The 18,053-nt window shown below is 62.7% G+C and carries 18 protein-coding genes and 1 tRNA gene; 12 read left to right on the top strand and 7 right to left on the bottom strand.

Features of this window, described 5'->3' with window-relative positions; translation table 11 throughout:
- The 4 genes from AB7C87_RS00700 to AB7C87_RS00685 all read left to right on the top strand — a co-directional run bounded on the left by AB7C87_RS00700 (nucleotide 1) and on the right by AB7C87_RS00685 (nucleotide 6,407).
- Nucleotides 1–2,286, top strand: a complete 2,286-nt coding sequence (locus AB7C87_RS00700; protein WP_369727485.1) for a PrkA family serine protein kinase — start codon at nucleotides 1–3, stop codon at nucleotides 2,284–2,286.
- 7 nt (nucleotides 2,287–2,293) lie between these two features.
- Nucleotides 2,294–3,658: a YeaH/YhbH family protein gene (locus AB7C87_RS00695; protein ID WP_369728365.1), complete on the top strand. Its 1,365-nt coding sequence runs from the start codon at nucleotides 2,294–2,296 to the stop codon at nucleotides 3,656–3,658.
- 47 nt (nucleotides 3,659–3,705) lie between these two features.
- A complete protein-coding gene (locus AB7C87_RS00690; protein WP_369727484.1) occupies nucleotides 3,706–5,733 on the top strand; it encodes a SpoVR family protein in 2,028 nt (675 codons plus the stop codon).
- A gap of 62 nt (nucleotides 5,734–5,795) precedes the next feature.
- Complete coding sequence (locus AB7C87_RS00685) at nucleotides 5,796–6,407, top strand: HEAT repeat domain-containing protein (protein WP_369727483.1); 612 nt, start codon at nucleotides 5,796–5,798, stop codon at nucleotides 6,405–6,407.
- A gap of 33 nt (nucleotides 6,408–6,440) precedes the next feature.
- Here AB7C87_RS00685 and AB7C87_RS00680 read toward each other — a convergent pair whose 3' ends face one another.
- Nucleotides 6,441–6,872, bottom strand: coding sequence for a hypothetical protein (locus tag AB7C87_RS00680; RefSeq protein WP_369727482.1), 432 nt, complete (start codon nucleotides 6,870–6,872; stop codon nucleotides 6,441–6,443).
- Nucleotides 6,873–7,141: 269 nt separating this feature from the next.
- Here AB7C87_RS00680 and AB7C87_RS00675 point away from each other — a divergent pair, with 269 nt between their 5' ends.
- The 7 genes from AB7C87_RS00675 to ddfA all read left to right on the top strand — a co-directional run bounded on the left by AB7C87_RS00675 (nucleotide 7,142) and on the right by ddfA (nucleotide 12,017).
- On the top strand, nucleotides 7,142–8,578 hold the full coding sequence (locus tag AB7C87_RS00675; protein ID WP_369727481.1) for an ATP-binding protein: 1,437 nt from the start codon (nucleotides 7,142–7,144) through the stop codon (nucleotides 8,576–8,578).
- Nucleotides 8,579–8,610: 32 nt separating this feature from the next.
- Nucleotides 8,611–8,934, top strand: coding sequence for a DUF5785 family protein (locus tag AB7C87_RS00670; protein ID WP_369727480.1), 324 nt, complete (start codon nucleotides 8,611–8,613; stop codon nucleotides 8,932–8,934).
- Between the two features lie 111 nt (nucleotides 8,935–9,045).
- Nucleotides 9,046–9,807 (top strand): GTP cyclohydrolase III, encoded by a 762-nt coding sequence (locus AB7C87_RS00665; protein ID WP_369727479.1) that lies wholly within the window; start codon nucleotides 9,046–9,048, stop codon nucleotides 9,805–9,807.
- Nucleotides 9,808–10,025: 218 nt separating this feature from the next.
- A complete protein-coding gene (locus AB7C87_RS00660; protein WP_369727478.1) occupies nucleotides 10,026–10,634 on the top strand; it encodes a CBS domain-containing protein in 609 nt (202 codons plus the stop codon).
- A 129-nt stretch (nucleotides 10,635–10,763) separates the two neighbouring features.
- Nucleotides 10,764–11,258, top strand: a complete 495-nt coding sequence (locus AB7C87_RS00655; RefSeq protein WP_369727477.1) for a GNAT family N-acetyltransferase — start codon at nucleotides 10,764–10,766, stop codon at nucleotides 11,256–11,258.
- Between the two features lie 12 nt (nucleotides 11,259–11,270).
- A tRNA-Thr gene (locus AB7C87_RS00650) sits at nucleotides 11,271–11,344 on the top strand.
- Between the two features lie 382 nt (nucleotides 11,345–11,726).
- Nucleotides 11,727–12,017 (top strand): DdfA family disk-determining factor, encoded by a 291-nt coding sequence (gene ddfA / locus AB7C87_RS00645; RefSeq protein ID WP_369727476.1) that lies wholly within the window; start codon nucleotides 11,727–11,729, stop codon nucleotides 12,015–12,017.
- A gap of 16 nt (nucleotides 12,018–12,033) precedes the next feature.
- On the opposite strand, the gene AB7C87_RS00640 is transcribed toward ddfA, so the two are convergent.
- The 3 genes from AB7C87_RS00640 to AB7C87_RS00630 form a co-directional block, all read right to left on the bottom strand.
- Nucleotides 12,034–12,429 (bottom strand): acyl-CoA thioesterase, encoded by a 396-nt coding sequence (locus tag AB7C87_RS00640; protein WP_369727475.1) that lies wholly within the window; start codon nucleotides 12,427–12,429, stop codon nucleotides 12,034–12,036.
- Between the two features lie 67 nt (nucleotides 12,430–12,496).
- Nucleotides 12,497–13,249, bottom strand: coding sequence for a ribonuclease H-like domain-containing protein (locus AB7C87_RS00635; RefSeq protein WP_369727474.1), 753 nt, complete (start codon nucleotides 13,247–13,249; stop codon nucleotides 12,497–12,499).
- Between the two features lie 78 nt (nucleotides 13,250–13,327).
- Entirely contained in the window at nucleotides 13,328–13,978 is a 651-nt protein-coding gene (locus AB7C87_RS00630) for a DUF7504 family protein (protein ID WP_369727473.1), read from the bottom strand.
- Between the two features lie 145 nt (nucleotides 13,979–14,123).
- Here AB7C87_RS00630 and AB7C87_RS00625 point away from each other — a divergent pair, with 145 nt between their 5' ends.
- On the top strand, nucleotides 14,124–14,993 hold the full coding sequence (locus AB7C87_RS00625; RefSeq protein WP_369727472.1) for a DUF7547 family protein: 870 nt from the start codon (nucleotides 14,124–14,126) through the stop codon (nucleotides 14,991–14,993).
- Here the strand turns inward: AB7C87_RS00625 and AB7C87_RS00620 are convergent.
- The 3 genes from AB7C87_RS00620 to hflX form a co-directional block, all read right to left on the bottom strand.
- Nucleotides 14,990–15,394: a PhlB family protein gene (locus AB7C87_RS00620; RefSeq protein WP_369727471.1), complete on the bottom strand. Its 405-nt coding sequence runs from the start codon at nucleotides 15,392–15,394 to the stop codon at nucleotides 14,990–14,992. The genes AB7C87_RS00625 and AB7C87_RS00620 overlap by 4 nt on opposite strands.
- Entirely contained in the window at nucleotides 15,391–16,548 is a 1,158-nt protein-coding gene (locus AB7C87_RS00615; protein WP_369727470.1) for a thiolase family protein, read from the bottom strand. The genes AB7C87_RS00620 and AB7C87_RS00615 overlap by 4 nt, the downstream gene beginning before the upstream one ends.
- A gap of 81 nt (nucleotides 16,549–16,629) precedes the next feature.
- A complete protein-coding gene (hflX, locus tag AB7C87_RS00610; protein ID WP_369727469.1) occupies nucleotides 16,630–17,940 on the bottom strand; it encodes a GTPase HflX in 1,311 nt (436 codons plus the stop codon).
- Nucleotides 17,941–18,053: the final 113 nt, after the last annotated feature.

Here is an 18,053-nt window from a genome sequence, read left to right as displayed (position 1 = left end):
ATGACCGGCACCGACTACGTCACCGAGGCCGACCGCGCGTTAGAGGAGACCTACGAGGAACCGATGAGCCTCGCAGCGTACGTCGATCGGATCTTCGAGAACCCGACGATCGCCTCCCACGCCTCGAAGTACCTCCTCGAGGCGATCGAAGCCGCGGGGACGCGAACGGTCGTCGAGGAAGGCGAGGAGAAAGAACGGTATCGCTTCTTCGACGATCCGCACAACGACGGCGAGCACGCGATCCTCGGTAACACCGAGGTGTTGAACGGCTTCGTCGACGATCTCAGATCGATCGCCGCCGGGCGAGCGAAAGACGAGAAGATCGTCTGGTTCGAGGGGCCGACGGCGACCGGCAAGTCCGAACTGAAACGCTGTCTGGTCAACGGCCTCCGGGAGTACTCGAAGACGCCGGCGGGCCGTCGGTACACGGTCGAGTGGAACGTCACGACGGCCGACGCCGAGGACCGAAGCCTGAGCTACGGCGGTGACCCAACCGCCTCGGACGACCAACACTGGTACGAGAGCCCCGTCCAGTGTCATCCACTGTCGGTTTTCCCTGACGACGTCCGAGAGCAAATTCTGACGGATCTGAACGCGGAACTCGAGGACCACGTCCCCGTCCGAGTCGACGCCCAGCTCGATCCGTTCTCCCGGGAAGCGTACGACTTCTTAGAGGAGCGCTACCGGCGGGCTGGTAAGGACGAACTGTTCTCGGCGATCAGCGACGAGAGCCACCTGCGGGTGAAAAATTACGTCGTCGACCTCGGACAGGGCGTCGGCGTCCTCCACAGCGAGGACGACGGCCGCCCCAAGGAGCGACTCGTCGGCTCGTGGATGCACGGCATGCTCCAGGAGCTGGACTCCCGTGGGCGCAAGAACCCGCAGGCCTTTTCCTACGACGGCGTGCTCTCGCAGGGCAACGGCGTCCTCACCATCGTCGAGGACGCCGCCCAGCACGCGGACCTCCTGCAGAAACTGCTCAACGTCCCCGACGAGCAGTCGGTCAAACTGGACAAGGGAATCGGGATGGACGTCGACACCCAGCTACTGATCATCTCCAACCCCGACCTCGAGGCCCAGCTCAACCAGCACGCCGACCGAAACGGCATGGATCCGCTGAAGGCGCTCAAACGGCGCCTCGACAAGCACCGCTTTGGCTACCTGACGAACCTGAGTCTGGAGTGTGAGCTCATCCGCCGAGAGCTGACGAACGAGACGAGCGTCTGGGAGGCCGACGGCTACGACGAACTGTCCGAACGGATCCGCGAGCCGGTGACGGTGACGGTCAAAGACAGCGACGGTGAGACGCGGACGGAGGAGTTCGCACCCCACGCCATCGAGGCGGCCGCGCTCTACGCTGTCGTTACCCGACTCGACGAGGAAGACCTCCCGAACGGGCTCGATCTGGTCGATAAGGCGCTGATCTACGACCAGGGCTACCTACAGGAAGGCGATACGCGACGCGAGAAAGCGGAGTTCGACTTCGCCGACGGCTCTCACGACGGCGAGCACGGTATTCCGGTAACGTACACGCGCGACACGCTCGCGGAGTTACTCCAGACTGACCGGGACCGCCACCACGCCGAGTTGCCGGTCGAGGACGTCGTGATGCCCCGCGACGTGTTAAACGGGATGGCCGAACGCATGGCCGACGCACCGGTGTTCTCGAGCGGCGAGCGCTCGGAGTTCGAGAACCGCGTCGTTCCCGTGAAAAACTACATCTTCGACCAACAGGAGTCCGACGTCATCGAGGCGATTATGCACGAGAAACGCGTCGACGAGGAGACCGTCGCCGAGTACGTCGAACACGTCTACGCCTGGGAGACCGACGAGCCGCTGTACAACGACCGCGGCGAGCGCGTCGAGCCCGACCCGCTGAAGATGAAGCTGTTCGAAATCGAACATCTCGGCCGGTTCTCCGAGGAGGAGTATCAGGGCAACCTTCCAAGAGAGAGCGTCCGGAACTTCCGCCGTGAGAAAGTAATCACGTCGCTCAACCGCCACGCCTGGGAACACCGCGACGATGATTTCGCCGTCGAGGACGTCGATCTCACCGCGATTCCGGTGATCAGATCCGTCCTCGAAAGCCACGACTGGGAGGACGTCAGACGAACCTTCGAGGACTTCGACCCGCGCCAGTGGGACGACCCGCCGAGTGGGACGGAGACGGAGTCCGTCAAGGAGAACACGATCGGAACGCTGGTCTCCGAGTTCGGCTACTCCGAGGCGTCGGCCGAACTGACCAGCAGACACGTCATGGGACAGGTGAGCTACCGATGGGACTGAACCGACGATCGACCGTCGAGCCGACGGGAGAGGTGTACCGATGGGACTGAGAGACGACCTCGAGCGATTTCGCGAAGTCGGCGAACAGCGCCGCGAGGATCTGGCCGACTTCATCCAGTACGGCGACCTCGGGCAGAGTCGACCCGGCGAGATCAAAATCCCGGTCAAGATCGTCTCGCTACCGGAGTTCGAGTACGACCAGCGCGATAAGGGTGGCGTCGGGCAGGGCGACGGCGGAACGCCCGACGTCGGACAGCCGGTCGGCCAGCCCCAGCCACAGCCGGGCGACGGCGAGGACGGCGAAGAGGGCGAACCCGGCGAGGAGGGCGGCGAACACGAGTATTACGAGATGGACCCCGAGGAGTTCGCTCAGGAACTCGACGAGGAACTCGGCCTCGAGTTAGAGCCGAAAGGCAAGAAGGTCATCGAGGAGAAAGAAGGACCGTTCACGGATCTCACGCGGACGGGCCCCGACAGCACGCTCGATTTCGAGCGGATGTTCAAGGAGGGCTTAAAGCGAAAGCTCGCGATGGATTTCGACGAGGAGTTTCTTCGGGAGGTCTGTAAGGTCGAGGGGATCACGCCCCGCGAGGTCTTCGAGTGGGCTCGCGGCGAGAGCCTGCCGGTTTCGATGGCCTGGATCGAGGAGGCCCACGCCGAGATTCCCGACGAGCAACGGGGCACGTGGTCGTCGATCGAGGAGGTCGAGGCGAACGTCGAGCGCCAGTCGGTCCAACAGAAGATCCGCCGCGAGGGGATCAAACACGTCCCCTTCCGCCGCGAGGACGAGCGATACCGCTACCCCGAGATCGTCGAGGAAAAAGAGAAGAACGTCGTCGTCGTCAACATCCGCGACGTCTCCGGCTCGATGCGCGAGAAGAAACGCGAACTCGTCGAGCGGACGTTCACGCCGCTGGACTGGTATCTGACCGGCAAGTACGACAACGCCGAGTTCGTCTACATCGCCCACGACGCCGACGCCTGGCGGGTCGAACGCGAGGACTTCTTCGGCATCCGCTCCGGCGGTGGGACGAAGATCTCGAGCGCGTACGAACTCGCCGCCGAGTTGCTAGAGGAGTACCCGTGGTCGGACTGGAACCGGTACGTCTTCGCGGCCGGCGACTCGGAGAACTCCTCGAACGACACCGAAGAGCGCGTGATTCCGATGATGGAAGAGATCGACGCCAACCTCCACGCCTACGTCGAGACCCAGCCGAGCGGGAACGCGATCAACGCGACCCACGCCGAGGAGTTAGAGCGCCACTTCGGCACCGACGCCGACGACGTCGCAGTGGCGTACGTCAACGGCGAGGACGACGTAACCGACGCGATCTACCGCATTCTCAGCACGGAAGGTGACGACGATGAGTAACGAAGCAAACGTCGTTCGCTTCGAACTCGCGAAAACCGGTGATTTCCATGAGTAACTCCAATTCGAACGCGGACAGGTTCCGCAAACAGGCAATCGCGACCGAACTCGAGGAACCGGTATGGGAAGCCCGCAATCTGGCCGAGAAGCTCGGTCTCGAACCCTACCCGGTCAACTACTGGATCATCGACTACGACGAGATGAACGAACTCATCGCCTACGGTGGGTTCCAGTCACGGTACCCCCACTGGCGGTGGGGCATGCAGTACGACCGCCAGCAGAAACAGGGCCAGTACGGCGGCGGCAAGGCCTTCGAGATCGTCAACAACGACAACCCGGCCCACGCGTTCCTTCAGGAGTCGAACACGACGGCCGACCAGAAGGCGGTCATCACCCACGTCGAGGCCCACTCCGATTTCTTCGCGAACAACGAGTGGTTCGGCATGTTCACGAGCGGCCGCTCGGACGACGATCAGGTCAACGCCGCCGCGATGTTAGAGCGCCACGCCCGGGCGATCGACGAGTACATGTCCGATCCCGACATCGACCGCGCGGAGGTCGAGAAGTGGATCGATCACTGCCTCTCGCTCGAGGACAACATCGACCAGCATCGGGTGTTCGAGCGCCGGCTGGATCTCGACGGTCCGGCAGTGGATCTCGACGAGGATCTCGCGGAGAAACTCGACGAACTCGACCTCTCCGAGGAGATCAAAGGCGAGGTGTTCGACGAGGAGTGGCTCGAGAAACTCGAAGCCGAAGACGGTCAGGTGACGTTTCCGGAAGAGCCCCAAAAGGACGTACTCGCGTTCGTCCGCGAATACGGGAAACAGTACGATGCCGAGTCCGAACGCGCCGTCGAGATGGAAGGGTGGCAACGCGACATCCTCGATATGATGCGCGCGGAGGCGTACTACTTCGCCGCCCAGAAGATGACGAAAGTGATGAACGAAGGGTGGGCCGCCTACTGGGAGTCGACGATGATGACCGACGAGGGCTTCGCCGACGAGGACGAGGTCGTCGACTACGCCGACCACATGGCAAAAGTCCTCGGCTCGGGCGGGCTCAACCCCTACAGCCTCGGGATGGAGCTGTGGGAGTACGTCGAGAACGCGACCAACCGCCGCGAGGTCGTCGAACAGTTGTTGCGCGTCGAGGGCGTCTCCTGGCGCAATCTAACCGACGTCGTCGACTTCGACGACGTGTTCGCCGACCTCGAGCCGCCCGACGCCATCGACGTCATCACCTCAGAGACGCTCGACTCGCTCGAGGAGGTTCCCGAAGAGTGGATCGACCACGAAGCGCTCTTCGCCGCCCGCGAGGGCGAGTTCGACGTCGACCGCTACCCCTGGAAGGTACTCACCTACGAAGGCCTTGCACGCCGTCACTACTCGCTGGTCAAACGCCAGAACCGCGGCTTCCTTCCCGGCGTCAACCAGAACGAACTCGAGCGGATCGGGCGCTACCTGTTCGACGACGCCAGATACTCGTCGGTCGAGGAGGCGCTCGCGGAGGTCGAGTTCACTGCGGGGTGGGACCGGATGTTCGACGTTCGCGAGAGCCACAACGACGTGACGTTCTTGGACGAGTTTCTCACTCAGGAGTTCATCACGGAAAACGACTACTTCACCTACGAGCACTCCCAGGCGACCGGCCAGTTCCACGTGGCGAGTGACGCCGCCGAGGACGTCAAGAAGAAGCTCCTCTTGCAGTTTACCAACTTCGGCAAGCCGACGATCGCGGTCTACGACGGCAACTACAACAACGCGAACGAACTCCTGTTGGGTCACCAGTACAACGGCGTCATGCTGGATCTCGGTCAGGCTCGCGAGACGCTCAAACGAATCTTCGAGCTGTGGGGGCGGCCGGTGAACCTCCTGACGATCGTCAAGGAAGTCGACGAACACGATATCGAGGTCGCCAAACGCAGAAATCGCGAGCCGGAAGCCGAAGAGCGCGGGAAACTGATCCGCTACGACGGCCACGACGTCACGATCGAGGACGTGCCGTGGGACGAGGTCGAACACCTCGCCGCTGACGACGTCGATTACGACACGAAACCGGACGAGTGGCTCGCCTGACTCTCATTTCTTTCTAGACGTCTCGAATTAAACTGCCGGAAGGCTTTTGCCTTCTATCAAACATGCAGAAAGCGGGTAGCATGGATAGGGATGGGGGCGAGTCCGTCGACCAGCGACCGGGCTCCAATTCGTTCGATCTGCCGTCGGTTCTGGTACAGCTCGACGATCGGACGCCGGCCACACAGCGCGAGGCCGTCCGAACGATTCGAGACAACGTCGAGGAGCGACCGAGAGTCTGCCTTCCAGCGGTTCCGAAGCTTCGGGCGCTCCTCGCACAGCCGTCGCTCGAGTGTCACGATACGGTCGCGTATTGTCTGGCCGAACTGGCCGAGGAGTCGCCGGTTGACGTCGCTCCGTCGGTCGACGAAATCGTCGCGTTCCTCGCGAACGATCCGCCGCCGGAGACGGCCGCGGACCTGCTCCGGTGTCTCGAGTCGATTGCCGTCGCCAGACCGGACGTCCTCGCCGATCACGTCGACGTGATCGCGACTCACCTCGAGAGCGACGACTCCGACGTTCGGGCCGCCGCGGCGACGACGCTCGGCCGCGTCGGACTCGAAACCGACGTGGCCGTCGGGGGCGTACGCGAGCGACTCGCGGATCTCGCGGCGAACGATCCGAGCCGAGAGGTCCGCGATCGGGCACAACGGGCGCGGACACTGGTCTCGGGGTGAGATGCGCCGGTCTCGAGATCGACGGAGACGTCACTAGCGAACGGACCGATCGCCACTCTCGCTCGAGAGCCAGGAGGGAAGTTCTCCGAGCGGTTTTCGTTCGCTGACCAGAAGTACGAGACCGCCGAGTACCGTCAGGATCGCACCGGTGCCCGCGACGAACGGTCCCGTAACACCGGGTGAGTGGACGAGAACGTGACCGCCCAGGACCACCGCCGTCGCTCCGACGAGCGCCCGAAACAGGGACGTATCGACCCCCCCGATCCCGGTCACGATTCCAACGGCGGCGATAACCGACAGCGCGAGCGTGATCGATCCCCAGATTTCTAAGCCGGAACCGAGTCCGGCAGGATACATGAGAAGGGCCGTATCGACCGTCGGATGACTCCGAATCCAGGGCAGATACGCGCCGAGAGCGACGAGGAGCAACCCGAACCACCGATCGACTCGTCCGCAGGGATACACACCGCCCGACTCGATCGTTCACAACGTAGTCTTTTCGTCCGGGAGAACAATCGCTGCTGAGTGGTGGTGCCGTCGAGTATGAGTGGTGGTGCCGTCGAGTATGAGTGCTGTCGAGGATGGTATGACCTCCTCGAGACTCCTGAGATGGGTGTTACCGGATCAGCGGTCGCGGATGCGAGAACGGGGGTCGATCGCTCGATACCCACCGCTCGAGGAAAGGGGTTAGTCGGCGGACAGCTACAAGTGATTTCGCCAGCGATAGAGTCCGCATGCGCTCGTCCGCTACGCTCCGAGTCGTCTGTTTCGACGACGATTTCGACGCCGCCTCGAGGCTCGCGACGCGACTCGATCGCGACGGTATCGAGGCTGACCCGACGTCGACGATGACGACGACTCTCGAGCGACTCGAGGGTGGCGACGTCGACTGCGTCGTGGTTTCTTACCGGCTGGGCCACGAGGATGGGTCGACCGCGATAACTCGCCTGCGTCGGTCGTGGCCGTCGCTGTCGCTCGTCCTGTACGGTAAACTCGACTCCCGGGAGATTCCGCTGGCGACGGCAACCAGCGCGGACGATTACGTCGACACTCGTGACGTCGACGCGCTGTGTGAGACGATTCGAGACACCACGGGTCGGGCCGTCGATATCGACGAGTCACCGTACCACCCGTCGGATCACTACGTCGAATTCGAATCGATCGCGGTCCACAAGAGCGAGTTGTTCGACGAAATCTTCGAGTGCCTGCCGGTCCACATGTACATCAAAGACGAATCTTCCCGTCACGTGGCGGTCAGTCAAGCGTTTCACGACCCCGACGTCTTCCTCGGCAGACGCGACGACGAAATTCCGTTTGCACCCGACGAGCACACCCGATCAGCCCTCGGTGACGACCGGACGGTTCTCCGCGAGGGTCAGCCCATCCTCGATACGGAGGAGTACCTGCCGGGACACGATCGGTGGAACCTCTCGTCGAAAGTGCCGCTGTTCGATCCCAATGGAAACACGATCGGATTGCTCGGCGTCACCCGGGACATTACTCGTCAAAAAGAGGCCCAGCGAGAACTCGAGCGCCAGAACGACCGCCTCGAGCAGTTCGCGGAGTTCGTCAGTCACGACCTTCGAAATCCGCTGTCGATCGCGACCGCGAGCGTCGAACTGGAACGGGAAACGCGCGACTCTGGGCGGCTCGCGGACGCGGCCGCCGCCTTAGAACGGATGGCCGATCTGATCGAGGAGGTGCTGGCGCTCGCGAAACACGGCAGAACCGTCGTCGACGCCGCGCCCGAAACTGTCGAATCAGTACTCGAGCGCGCCGAACGGGCGCTCGATTCGGACGGGGTAACGGTCGACGTCGGCGACGGCGACCTCGAGATCGTGGCCGACGAAACACGTCTGCAACGGCTGTTCGAGAACCTGCTGTCGAACGCAGTCGATCACGCGGGCGCCGGGACGACGATCACGGTCGGGGCGACAGCCCAACGGGACGGGTTCTACCTGGCGGACGACGGTCCTGGGATTCCACGAGAGCACCGGTCAGGAGTGTTCGAACCCGGATGGACCGACTCCGATTCCGGGACGGGTTTTGGGCTGGCGATCGTACGGGAGATCGCCGAGGCCCACGGCTGGTCGGTCGACCTGTCCGAAAGTGCGGCCGGTGGCGTTCGGTTCGAATTTACCGGCGTCGAACTCGTCAGCTACGAGGAGTAACCCTTTTGGACTCCCCACGCACACCAACGAGCATGAGCGACTGGCCACACGATCCCGACGGCGAGGAGGGGAGCGAGGGGATGCGCAAGTACGACATGGCGATCATCGCCAAGAAAGTCGACGAGGAAGAAGACTTCTCCCTCGAGCGCGACGAGTTCGTCGAGGAACACGGTGACGACCCGATCCGAATCAACTACGAGACGGTCGTCCCGATGTCCGAGATCTTCGAGTACGTCGAACCCGCGGCGTTCGAGACGATTACGGACATGCACAAGGCCGTCGGCGCGGCCATGCGTGAGGGGAACTTCTGGGATTATCACCCGAAGGGCTCGGACCCGGAGAAGAAACCCGCCTGATTCGAGCGGGCGTTTCGAGGCGCGGGTGTCCGTTTCGGTCGGCGAACGGCAGGCGTCACGAATCTGGATTACGTATCACTTATACGGGACCGTTCGGAAGACTCCGCTACCGTGACTAATACGCAGGTAACGCTCGTTCAGATCGACAACTACGGGCCGTGGACGGTGACCCCCGAACCCCGCCGAGAAGCCGATCTTCAGACGATGCAGTCCCGACTCTACGCCGATATCTCGCAGTTCGTCGGCAACCGCGACGGCTACACGTTTTTCACTCGTTTCGACAACATGATCGCCGTCACGAACGGACTCACGATGGCCGATCACGAACTCCTCCAGGAGTCCGTCGGCAACCGGTATCCGGTCACGCTCAGCCTCGGCGTCGCGACCGGAACCTCGCCCGTCCAGGCGCTTTCCGACGCAACGACGTTCGTCCAGAACGCCGGAAGCGCACAGGACGAGGATAGACGGGAGTGTCTCGAGGGACGCGCCATCGACGAACCCCACCGAACCGACGACGACGTCCAAATCGCTCACTTCGACGTCGTCGATGCCACCGGACAGTACACGGACGAACTCAACGCCTTCGATAGCTTCATCCAGATCGAACAGGGCTACGCCGAACTCATGCGCCACATGCGCTACGCCCACGACAGCCTCTCGTTTTTCGTCGGCGGCGACAACGTCATCGTCGTCTGCCCCGACCTCGGAGCGAACGACTACGAAGACGCGATCCAACACGTCGAAACAGCCGTCGACGTCGAACTACAAGTCGGCGTCGGACGCGGCTCGAGCGCTCACGACGCTGGCTTCGCGGCGAAACACGCTCTCGAAACCTGTCGAGCAGACGGGACGAGAGTCGAATTCGACTGGTAACGCCGACTCGGGGCTATCGCCGGAGACGCACCTGGTACGGACGACTGCCGAACAGTTCCGACACGACCGCCGCGGTCGCAGTCGTGCCGGGACGTCGAGACGGGAATCCGACCGAGGGGGCGGTGATCGACGGCCTTGCCGAGTCACCAAACTTCGGCGCCGACTCGCTTAAGTGTAGCGGGAGTAGCTTTTAGCCCGCCCGTGGGTATGGTTCACACATGGAATCGGAACTGTCGGTCAGGGACGTCCTGACGACCGAATACGTCGGGGTCAGCGAGTCGGACAGCCTCCTCGGCGCGGTTCGGCTCATGCGTGAGGAGCGAACGAGTAGCGTCCTCGTCGTCCGGGGCTCGGAACCGGTCGGCATCGTCACCGAGTGGGACGTACTCGGCGTCGTCGCCGACGAAACGGTTCCCGCCGAGATCAACGTGGGCGACGTGATGACGACGCCGGTTATCTCGCTCGAGCCGGATCGCTCGCTCGCCGATGCGGCGACCAGGATGGCCCGGGAAAACATTCGGAACGTCGTCGTCGAGGACGACGATGAGGTACTCGGGCTCCTCACGCAACGGGACGTCATCGCCGCGGCTGGCTCTTTCCAGGGGACGGTAACGCCGTCCCGTTCGACCGAGCCGGTGGTCGACCTCGAACATCGAACCGACGAGTCGGTCGCGCCGACGCTCGGCGAGACGACCGACGAACGGGCGCTTCCGAACGGCGGCGACGAGTACACCACCCAGGGCGTCTGTGAAGCCTGTGGCTCGCTCGCTGACTCGCTGTGGGACGCGAACGGACAGCTCGTCTGTTCCGACTGTCGAACCGTCTGAGACGGTTTGCTGTACTGCGTTCTCAGCGCAACCGCTCTGGGTCGCAGTTGCGCCGGAACTGACGGACAACAGACCGTACGATGGATCCGATGCGAAGCCTTTTCGCTCGTCCGCGAGTGGATCGATCGCATGATCGTCGAACCTGCGACGACCGACGACCTCGAGGCGATCACGGAGCTGTGGGTGCGTCTCGCTCGAGACCAGCGTTCGTACGGCTCGTACGTCCGAACAGAGGCCAATCGAACGGCAATGGGCGAGACGCTCGCCGCCTATCGGGCGAGCGACGGGCTACTCGTCGCTCGCGTCGACGACGACGTCGTCGGGTTCGCCTCCTTTTCGGTCGAACGCGGTGCCCTGGAACTCGAGGCGACCCGCGGATCGCTGTCGAACCTGTACGTCGACCCCGATCACCGTGGCCGCGGGATCGGCTCGGCACTGCTCGAGGCGGTCGAAGAGGCGTTTTCGGCCCGGGGCGTCGAGGTGGTGCTCCTCGAGGTAATGGCGGAAAACGAAGACGCGAGACGATTCTATCGGCGCCACGGCTACGACCACCTGCGGGTTACGATGGAGCGACCGCTGGTCGATCGGTCGGAAAACGACACACATTCAAAGGAGGACCGCTAACTGACCGACTGCGCCAGGGGAGCATGGGCGGTTCATGCACTCGACTTGTAATCGAGACTTCCGGGGTTCAAATCCCCGCCCTGGCTTCGTTCGTCGCGTCCACGTTCGCAAGCGACGGTGCCAAAGCGGCGGGGTTTGAACCCGGGAAGGGACTCCGCTCCGACTGTGATTGGAATCCCTGCCCTCGCTTCCAACCCCAGTTTGTGGCCTTCTACGGATTTTGTTGGGGCGACGTTGTGAATGCCAGCGCGGTGGCGCCGTCGTTTTCGAACCGTTACAATCCCACCTTTCCAGTCGAATATTTCTCCTTGAAACGTTGTAAACAATACGAGCATCCTAACCACAGGACACATTTATTCCCCAAGAAACCCATTGAAGCACACAGTTGTTCATTGAAATCCGAAACTATACTACAGGCCCGGGTTGAGGCCAGAGGATTTATATCCGGTGAAAGAAAGTGTGCGCCCAATGCTACTCTCAGTCGATCGTTCGCAGGCAGATTCGGTTCACTCACTGAGCTTCGAAGTAATTGCGTCGGTCGCCGAACGTGAAGGGGTCGATCCAACGGAGATCGAACCCCCGGAATACGATGCACTCTACAGCGTCGTCAATCCCGAAGCGCTGGATTCCCTATTTTCTCCTCGTGCCGATGGAACGACCCGAACGCAGGGTCGCGTCGAGTTCCCGTTTTGTGGGTATCGCGTCGTCGTCACCAGCGAGGGCGACGTCGAGGTGTACGACGACTTAGAGGACGCATAACGGCTTGTCCGGTCGTCTAGCGGCGGCTCTCGATCCGAGAGCGCCACGCGGTGGGAATGGGTTTCGATTCGCCCGTCTCGCCGTCGGCGACGACCTGGACGGTGCGTGCCGTCGCGGCCAACTCGCCGTCGGCACGGATCTCGTACTCGATCGGAATGCTGGTGTCGCCGAGTTCGCGGATTCCGAGCGTGATCGTCACCGATTCGTCGGCTTCGATCGGGCGCGCGTAATCGATCTCGAGGTTGACGAGTACGGTTCCGACGTCGACAAGTGATACGTCGAGTACGTCGCCGAAGTAGCGCTCGCGAGCCTGTTCGAGGTAGGTGGCGTAGACAGCGTTGTTCACGTGACCCATGAAGTCGATGTCCCGAAGCCGAACGTCGAGATCGACTTCGTACTCGAATTCGTTCATGGTTGTCTGAACGTCGTCAGTCACCGTATGAATGGCGTTCTCGAGCGACCGTCGCGGTCGGTCGTGGTCACCGCGGGGGACAGCAAGTCTCGAAGACCTGACGGTGTAACCGATCGGCGACGGTCTCCATCAGCGGTTTCATGTTCTCCGTATCCGCACGGTTGTACTCGACCAGGGTCTCGAGGGCGGCGTCGTCACCGCGTTCGTACTCGTGCCAGAGCCTGACGGCGTCCCGTCCGCTAAGGTCCGGCATCTCTCGGCCGATACCGATCTCCCGTTCGATCGCCTTGAGTCCGCCGTCGAGCCCGAGTTTCTTACAGGGGTAGAGCAGATCGACGTGGGGAACGGAGACGTCGAGATCGTAACACGTCTCGAGAAACGGGACGTCGAAGCGCTGACCGTTGAACGTCACCAGCAACGACGATCGTTCGAGTTCCGTCTCGAGACGCTCACACGTGAGGTCTTGGCCGTTGACGAACGTCTTCGTTTCGCCGCCCCGATGAACGCTAACCGTCGTCACCCGGTTTCGATTCGCGTCGAGGCCGGTCGTTTCGATGTCCAGAAAACAGGCGTTCTCGCGGACGTTCTCGTAGAGTCGCCACCGACTCGAGGCGGGTAACTGGTCGGCGAAGACGGAGACGTCACCGCGGTCGAGATGTGTCCATCCCTCCTCGATGAATGCGTCGATCCGGTCGGCGAGGGTCTCGCCGACGACGCTCCCGTCGAACTCGTTCCAGTGGGTAATGCCGTTCTCCCAGAGGCGTTGCTCGGTGAGTTCACCGACGCCGCGAACGGGAATGAAACTGTTCTCGATTCGCACACCTGTTCAGGGGGGAGAGACCGTAAAAAACGCTCGGATCTCCCCGGGCGCGTGACCAGTGTTGCCCGCCGGTGGCGCTTACAACTGGACCCAATCGGTCGTCGTCGTCCGGTCCCGGAGGTGCCACTGCTGTTCGTGGACGTTCTCGCGGGTTCGAAGCTCCACGACGGCGTCGAACATCGGCTCGAGAAGGGTTACCGCGTCGTGATCGCGCGACACCGGAAGATGGTAGTGACCCATTCCACGCGCCTGCTCGACTCGAGCGGTCGTCACGTGAACGAACCGAAACACGTCCTCGGTGTCGTACCGGTGGAGCAACGGGACGAGCGAGTCGATGCAGACGCGAAGCTCCGACGGCTCGAGTCCGTCAGCGTCGTCGTCGAACTCGTCGATAGAATCGATGACGTCGGCGACGAGGTGGCCGAGTGACCCGTCTCCATCGGCCCCGTCGTCACCCGGATCGCTCGAGGGCGATCCGGAGTACTCGACGATCGCGGTGGTCGCGTTTTCTCCGTCGTGGGCGTGACGACAGCAATTCACGTCGTCGGTCACGAACACTCGATACCGTGAGTCGTGGCCACTTTCACCGCGCAACCGACGACAGGCCGCGTCGTGTGCCCCGGCACCGCTTCCGACGAGAAGCAGGTTACTCCCCGTATGTTTCAATGTATTGAGCGTTTGTGCGAACGTTGCACGGTCTCCCCCAGGATCCCCCAGCTCACGTTGCATTCACCCTAGTCCAGGGGAAAGAATACAATAAATATTGTGGCCAGGAAATTTTTTAAAAAGCGAGTACACTCCTAATACCAGGAATCTACGCCGATAAACGTCCCTCGATCGTCTCTCTTTTCATACAGAACCTCGTAGGGATGGTATGGCTGACCGAGATGACGAACTCGTCGAGGCGATCCGTGAACTGACGCGGACGATCGACGAGCTTTCCGACGAACTCGAGTCCCCCCGGCGCCGACCGCCGCTTCGCCCCCCGACGCCGCGGGAACTACTCTCGTTTACCGACGAGGTCGCGATCCCCACTTTGCTCGCCATCCTCGAGTCGAGCGTCCGCGCACTCGAGGCGTTCCAGCGTGGGCTCGAACTCGTCCGAACCGAGCGAGAGGTTAGAGACCGAACCACCGAAGCGATCTCCGTCCCCAACGATCGAGCGAACGAGCTTCGGCGAACGACGCTATCGAGGCTGGATACGGTGCTTTCGGAACTCCAGCGAGCGGCATCGGAGGGAACGCTTCCGGCGGACGAACAGGCCAGGGATCTCCTCACAGACGCTCGGACGCTCCGCGACGAGGTAGACGACCGTCTGAGAGCGGCAACGGAAGAAGCCGGCGCTGACACGTCCGACGGATCGCCGACATCGGAGCCGGTCGAGATCGACGTCGTGAACGGCGATCCGAGAGCGGATTCCGAAACGCCGGCTCCCGACCCCGACCCGGAGCCGGAGTCCGCCGTCGACGTCGACGCCGAACTCGAGACGCTGAAAGACCGATACAGTGCCGACGAGGACGACTCGAGTGCGGCCGACGCCGGTCGTGATGGGAACGGCGATGCCGTGGACGAAGCCGATCCGGACGAAAACGACGACGATCGAACCGCGAGCGAGGACACTGACGAAGACGACGATGTACACGAAACCGCGGGTGAAAACGACGGCAACGAGAACGAAGGAGACGGCAACGAGAACGACGGTGACGGCGATAGCGGCGAGGGCGATTCCGGAGTCGGTCGCTAGACCGGTTCGAAGCGATAACCGTCCCACTCCTGGCTGGCCGGTTCACGGATACCGGCACCCGGCTCGCGGAGTTCGTCGACGTGGACCGGACGGACAGTATCGCCCGTCTCGAGGTCGTCGGTCGTTGCCTGTCCGATCGCTCGAACGATCTCGCCGTCACCGGACTGGGTCTGGCCGCTCGAGGAGTCGTCAGATACCCCGCTGATATCGAACTCGACGATTGCGAGCGTGTTCGGCTGGCGAACGCCTGGCGGCGTGGCGGTGCTCGTCGTCCAGGTGATGACCTCCGCGGTGTGTTCGCTCAGGTCGATCGTTTCGACCGGTTCCGATCCGTCGCGACCGCGGGGATGGCCGGGGTAGCTGATCGAACCGTCCTCGTATCGGTAGGCTTCCATCGTCATTCTGATGCCTCCATGATGGTCGTGATAACGCAGTTTCCGAACCCGCCGACGTTACAACAGAGTCCGACGTCCGCGTCGACCTGACGCGGGCCGGCCTCACCGACGAGTTGTTCGTATATTTCGACGCCCTGAGCGACGCCACTCGCGCCGAGCGGGTGGCCCTTGGATTTGAGTCCGCCCGAGGTGTTGACCGGCAGTTCGCCGGTATCGCGCTCGGTGTAGCCGTCCTCGACCAGTTTCCAGGCTTCGCCCTGTTCGGCGAAGCCCAGCCCCTCCATCTGGAGGAACTCGAGAATCGTGAACATGTCGTGGAGTTCGGCGACGTCGATATCGTCGGGACCGTAGCCGCTCATCTCGTAGGCCCCCTCGCCGCTCTCGACGACCCCGCCCATCACGGTCGGGTCCTCGCGCTCGTGGACGACGTGAGTGTCGGTCGCGCCGTCGATCCCGGCGACGACGACGTACTCGTCCGCGTACTCCTTCGCGACGGATTCGGGACAGAACAAAAGCGCCGCGGAGCCGTCCGTGATCGGACAGAAGTCGTACAGCCGGAGCGGATCGGCGACGATTGGCGATTCCAGTACGGTCTCCATCTCGACCTCCTTTTGAAACTGGGCGTGGGGGTTGTCGACGCCGTTTTTGTGATTTTTCACCGCGACCCTCGCGAGACTCTCTCGGGGTGCGTCGAATCGCTCGAGATAGTGGCGCGCCGTCAGGCCGGCGAACGACGGCAACGTGACGCCGGTTTTGTACTCGGCGGGATGGGTGAGCGACGCGATGACGTCGGTCGCCTCGCCGGTCGTCCTGTGGGTCATCTTCTCGCCCCCGACGAGCAGGGTCATCTCGCTCGCGCCGCTTGCGATCGACTGCCAGGCGGCGTACATGCCGGCACCGCCGCTGGAACTCGTCTGGTCGATTCGCTGGGTGTACGCCGGCACGGCGCCGATGTCGTGGGCGAGTGCGTTCATCACGCCCGTCTGTCCCTCGAACTCGCCACTGGCCATGTTCGAGACGTACAGGTGCTCGACGGTCGCCGCGTCTACCGCCGCGTCCTCGAGACACTCGAGGGCGGCCTCCGAGAGGAGGTCCACGACCCACTCCTCGCGTTGTCCGAACTGGGTCATGGACGCGCCGATGATTGCAACACGTTCCATATCAACTCAGAATCGTCTCTGAGATTTATAAGTGGGGGAAGCGGTCGTGTGAGACGGAATGGAGTACCGGTCCGTTCGTCGTTAGGAGATCTCCGTCGACTCCGCCGGTGGGGTGTGCAACTCGCTCGCGCGCGATCGGGCCTGTGAGACCACTGCCGGTCGAGCCTGAAAGTCGACGAGGACGTCCTCGTCGCCGTAGGTCACGTCCTCGACGCTCGCGTTGTCGTGAATCCAGGAGACGAGGCTCATCGTGTTATCCGTCATCGGCAACACGAGTCGCTCTTTTTCCCAGTCGGGAAGCTCGTCGTCGATTCGCGAGAGCAAGGCGTCGACGTTGGTTCCCTCCCGCGCGCTGACCGAGACCGGGTTCGGAGCGAGCGCCGACAACGCCTCGCGCTTTTCGTCGAGTTCCGCCTCCTCGACCTGATCGATCTTGTTCAACACGGTGACGATCGGCGCCTCGTTTCGCTCGTAGAGGGTATCGTGGCTCGTGACGAGTTTCTCGTGGATTTCGTCGACGTCCTCGCTAACGTCGACGACGAGCAACACCAGATCGGCCCGGTAGACGGAATCGAGCGTCGACTTGAACGACTCGACGAGCCAGTGAGGGAGGTCGCTGATGAACCCGACGGTGTCGGTCACCAACACGTCGCGAGGTTCGATAGCCGCGCGTCTGGTCGTCGTTCCGAGCGTCGTAAACAGCTTGTCTTCGGACTCTGCAGTCGAGTCGAGATCCGGGTGGAGATCCTCGTTCTCGGAGACGTCCAGTCCCTCGGAGAGTCGGCGAAGCAGGGTCGACTTGCCCGCGTTCGTATAGCCCGCGAGCGCGACCAGATCGAACCCGGAGTCGCGACGGCGCTCTCGACGGTGTTCTTCCGTCTGCTCGATCTGCTCGAGTTCGTCGTTGATCCGGCTGATCTGGGCTTTGATGTCCCGTTCACGGCTCTCGTCGTACTCGCCGAGACCCATGAACCCGGGGTGTTCGTCCCGTTTCGCGAGGCTCGTCTTCGCCTCGGCACGGGGAAGTTCGTACCGTAGTTCCGCCAGTTCGACCTGGAGCTGTGCCTTGCGCGTCTGGGCACGCTGGCCGAAGATCTCGAGGATGAGCGTAAACCGGTCGATGACCTCGACGCCCTCGGGCAACAACTGACCGAGGTTGTACGTCTGGTACGGACCGAGCCGGTTGTCGAAGACGACGGTCGTTGCCTCGGTTTCCGCGACCAAAGTGGCGAGTTCTTCGGCCTTTCCTTCGCCCAGTTGGAGCGCAGGATCCGCGCGTCGTGACTGGGTCACCTCGCCGACGACGGTGTACCCTGCCGCCGCCGCGAGGTCGCGGATCTCGTCCGTGTCGGGCGTTCCGGAGTCGACGCGCTTTGTGATGATCGCTCTCATGGCTGTCCGTAGACGTGTACCGGGCGGGAGCGTTCGCTCGAGCGATAGCACTCGCCGCCCCGACGAACGAGCCCCGTCGCTCGAGCGACGAGCACGGACGGCGGATCCCGAGG

The organism is Natrarchaeobius versutus, from assembly GCF_041205745.1.
GTDB lineage: Archaea > Halobacteriota > Halobacteria > Halobacteriales > Natrialbaceae > Natrarchaeobius > Natrarchaeobius versutus.
Note: the sequence above shows the minus strand (reverse complement) of the source record. Positions and strands in the feature narration are given on the sequence as shown.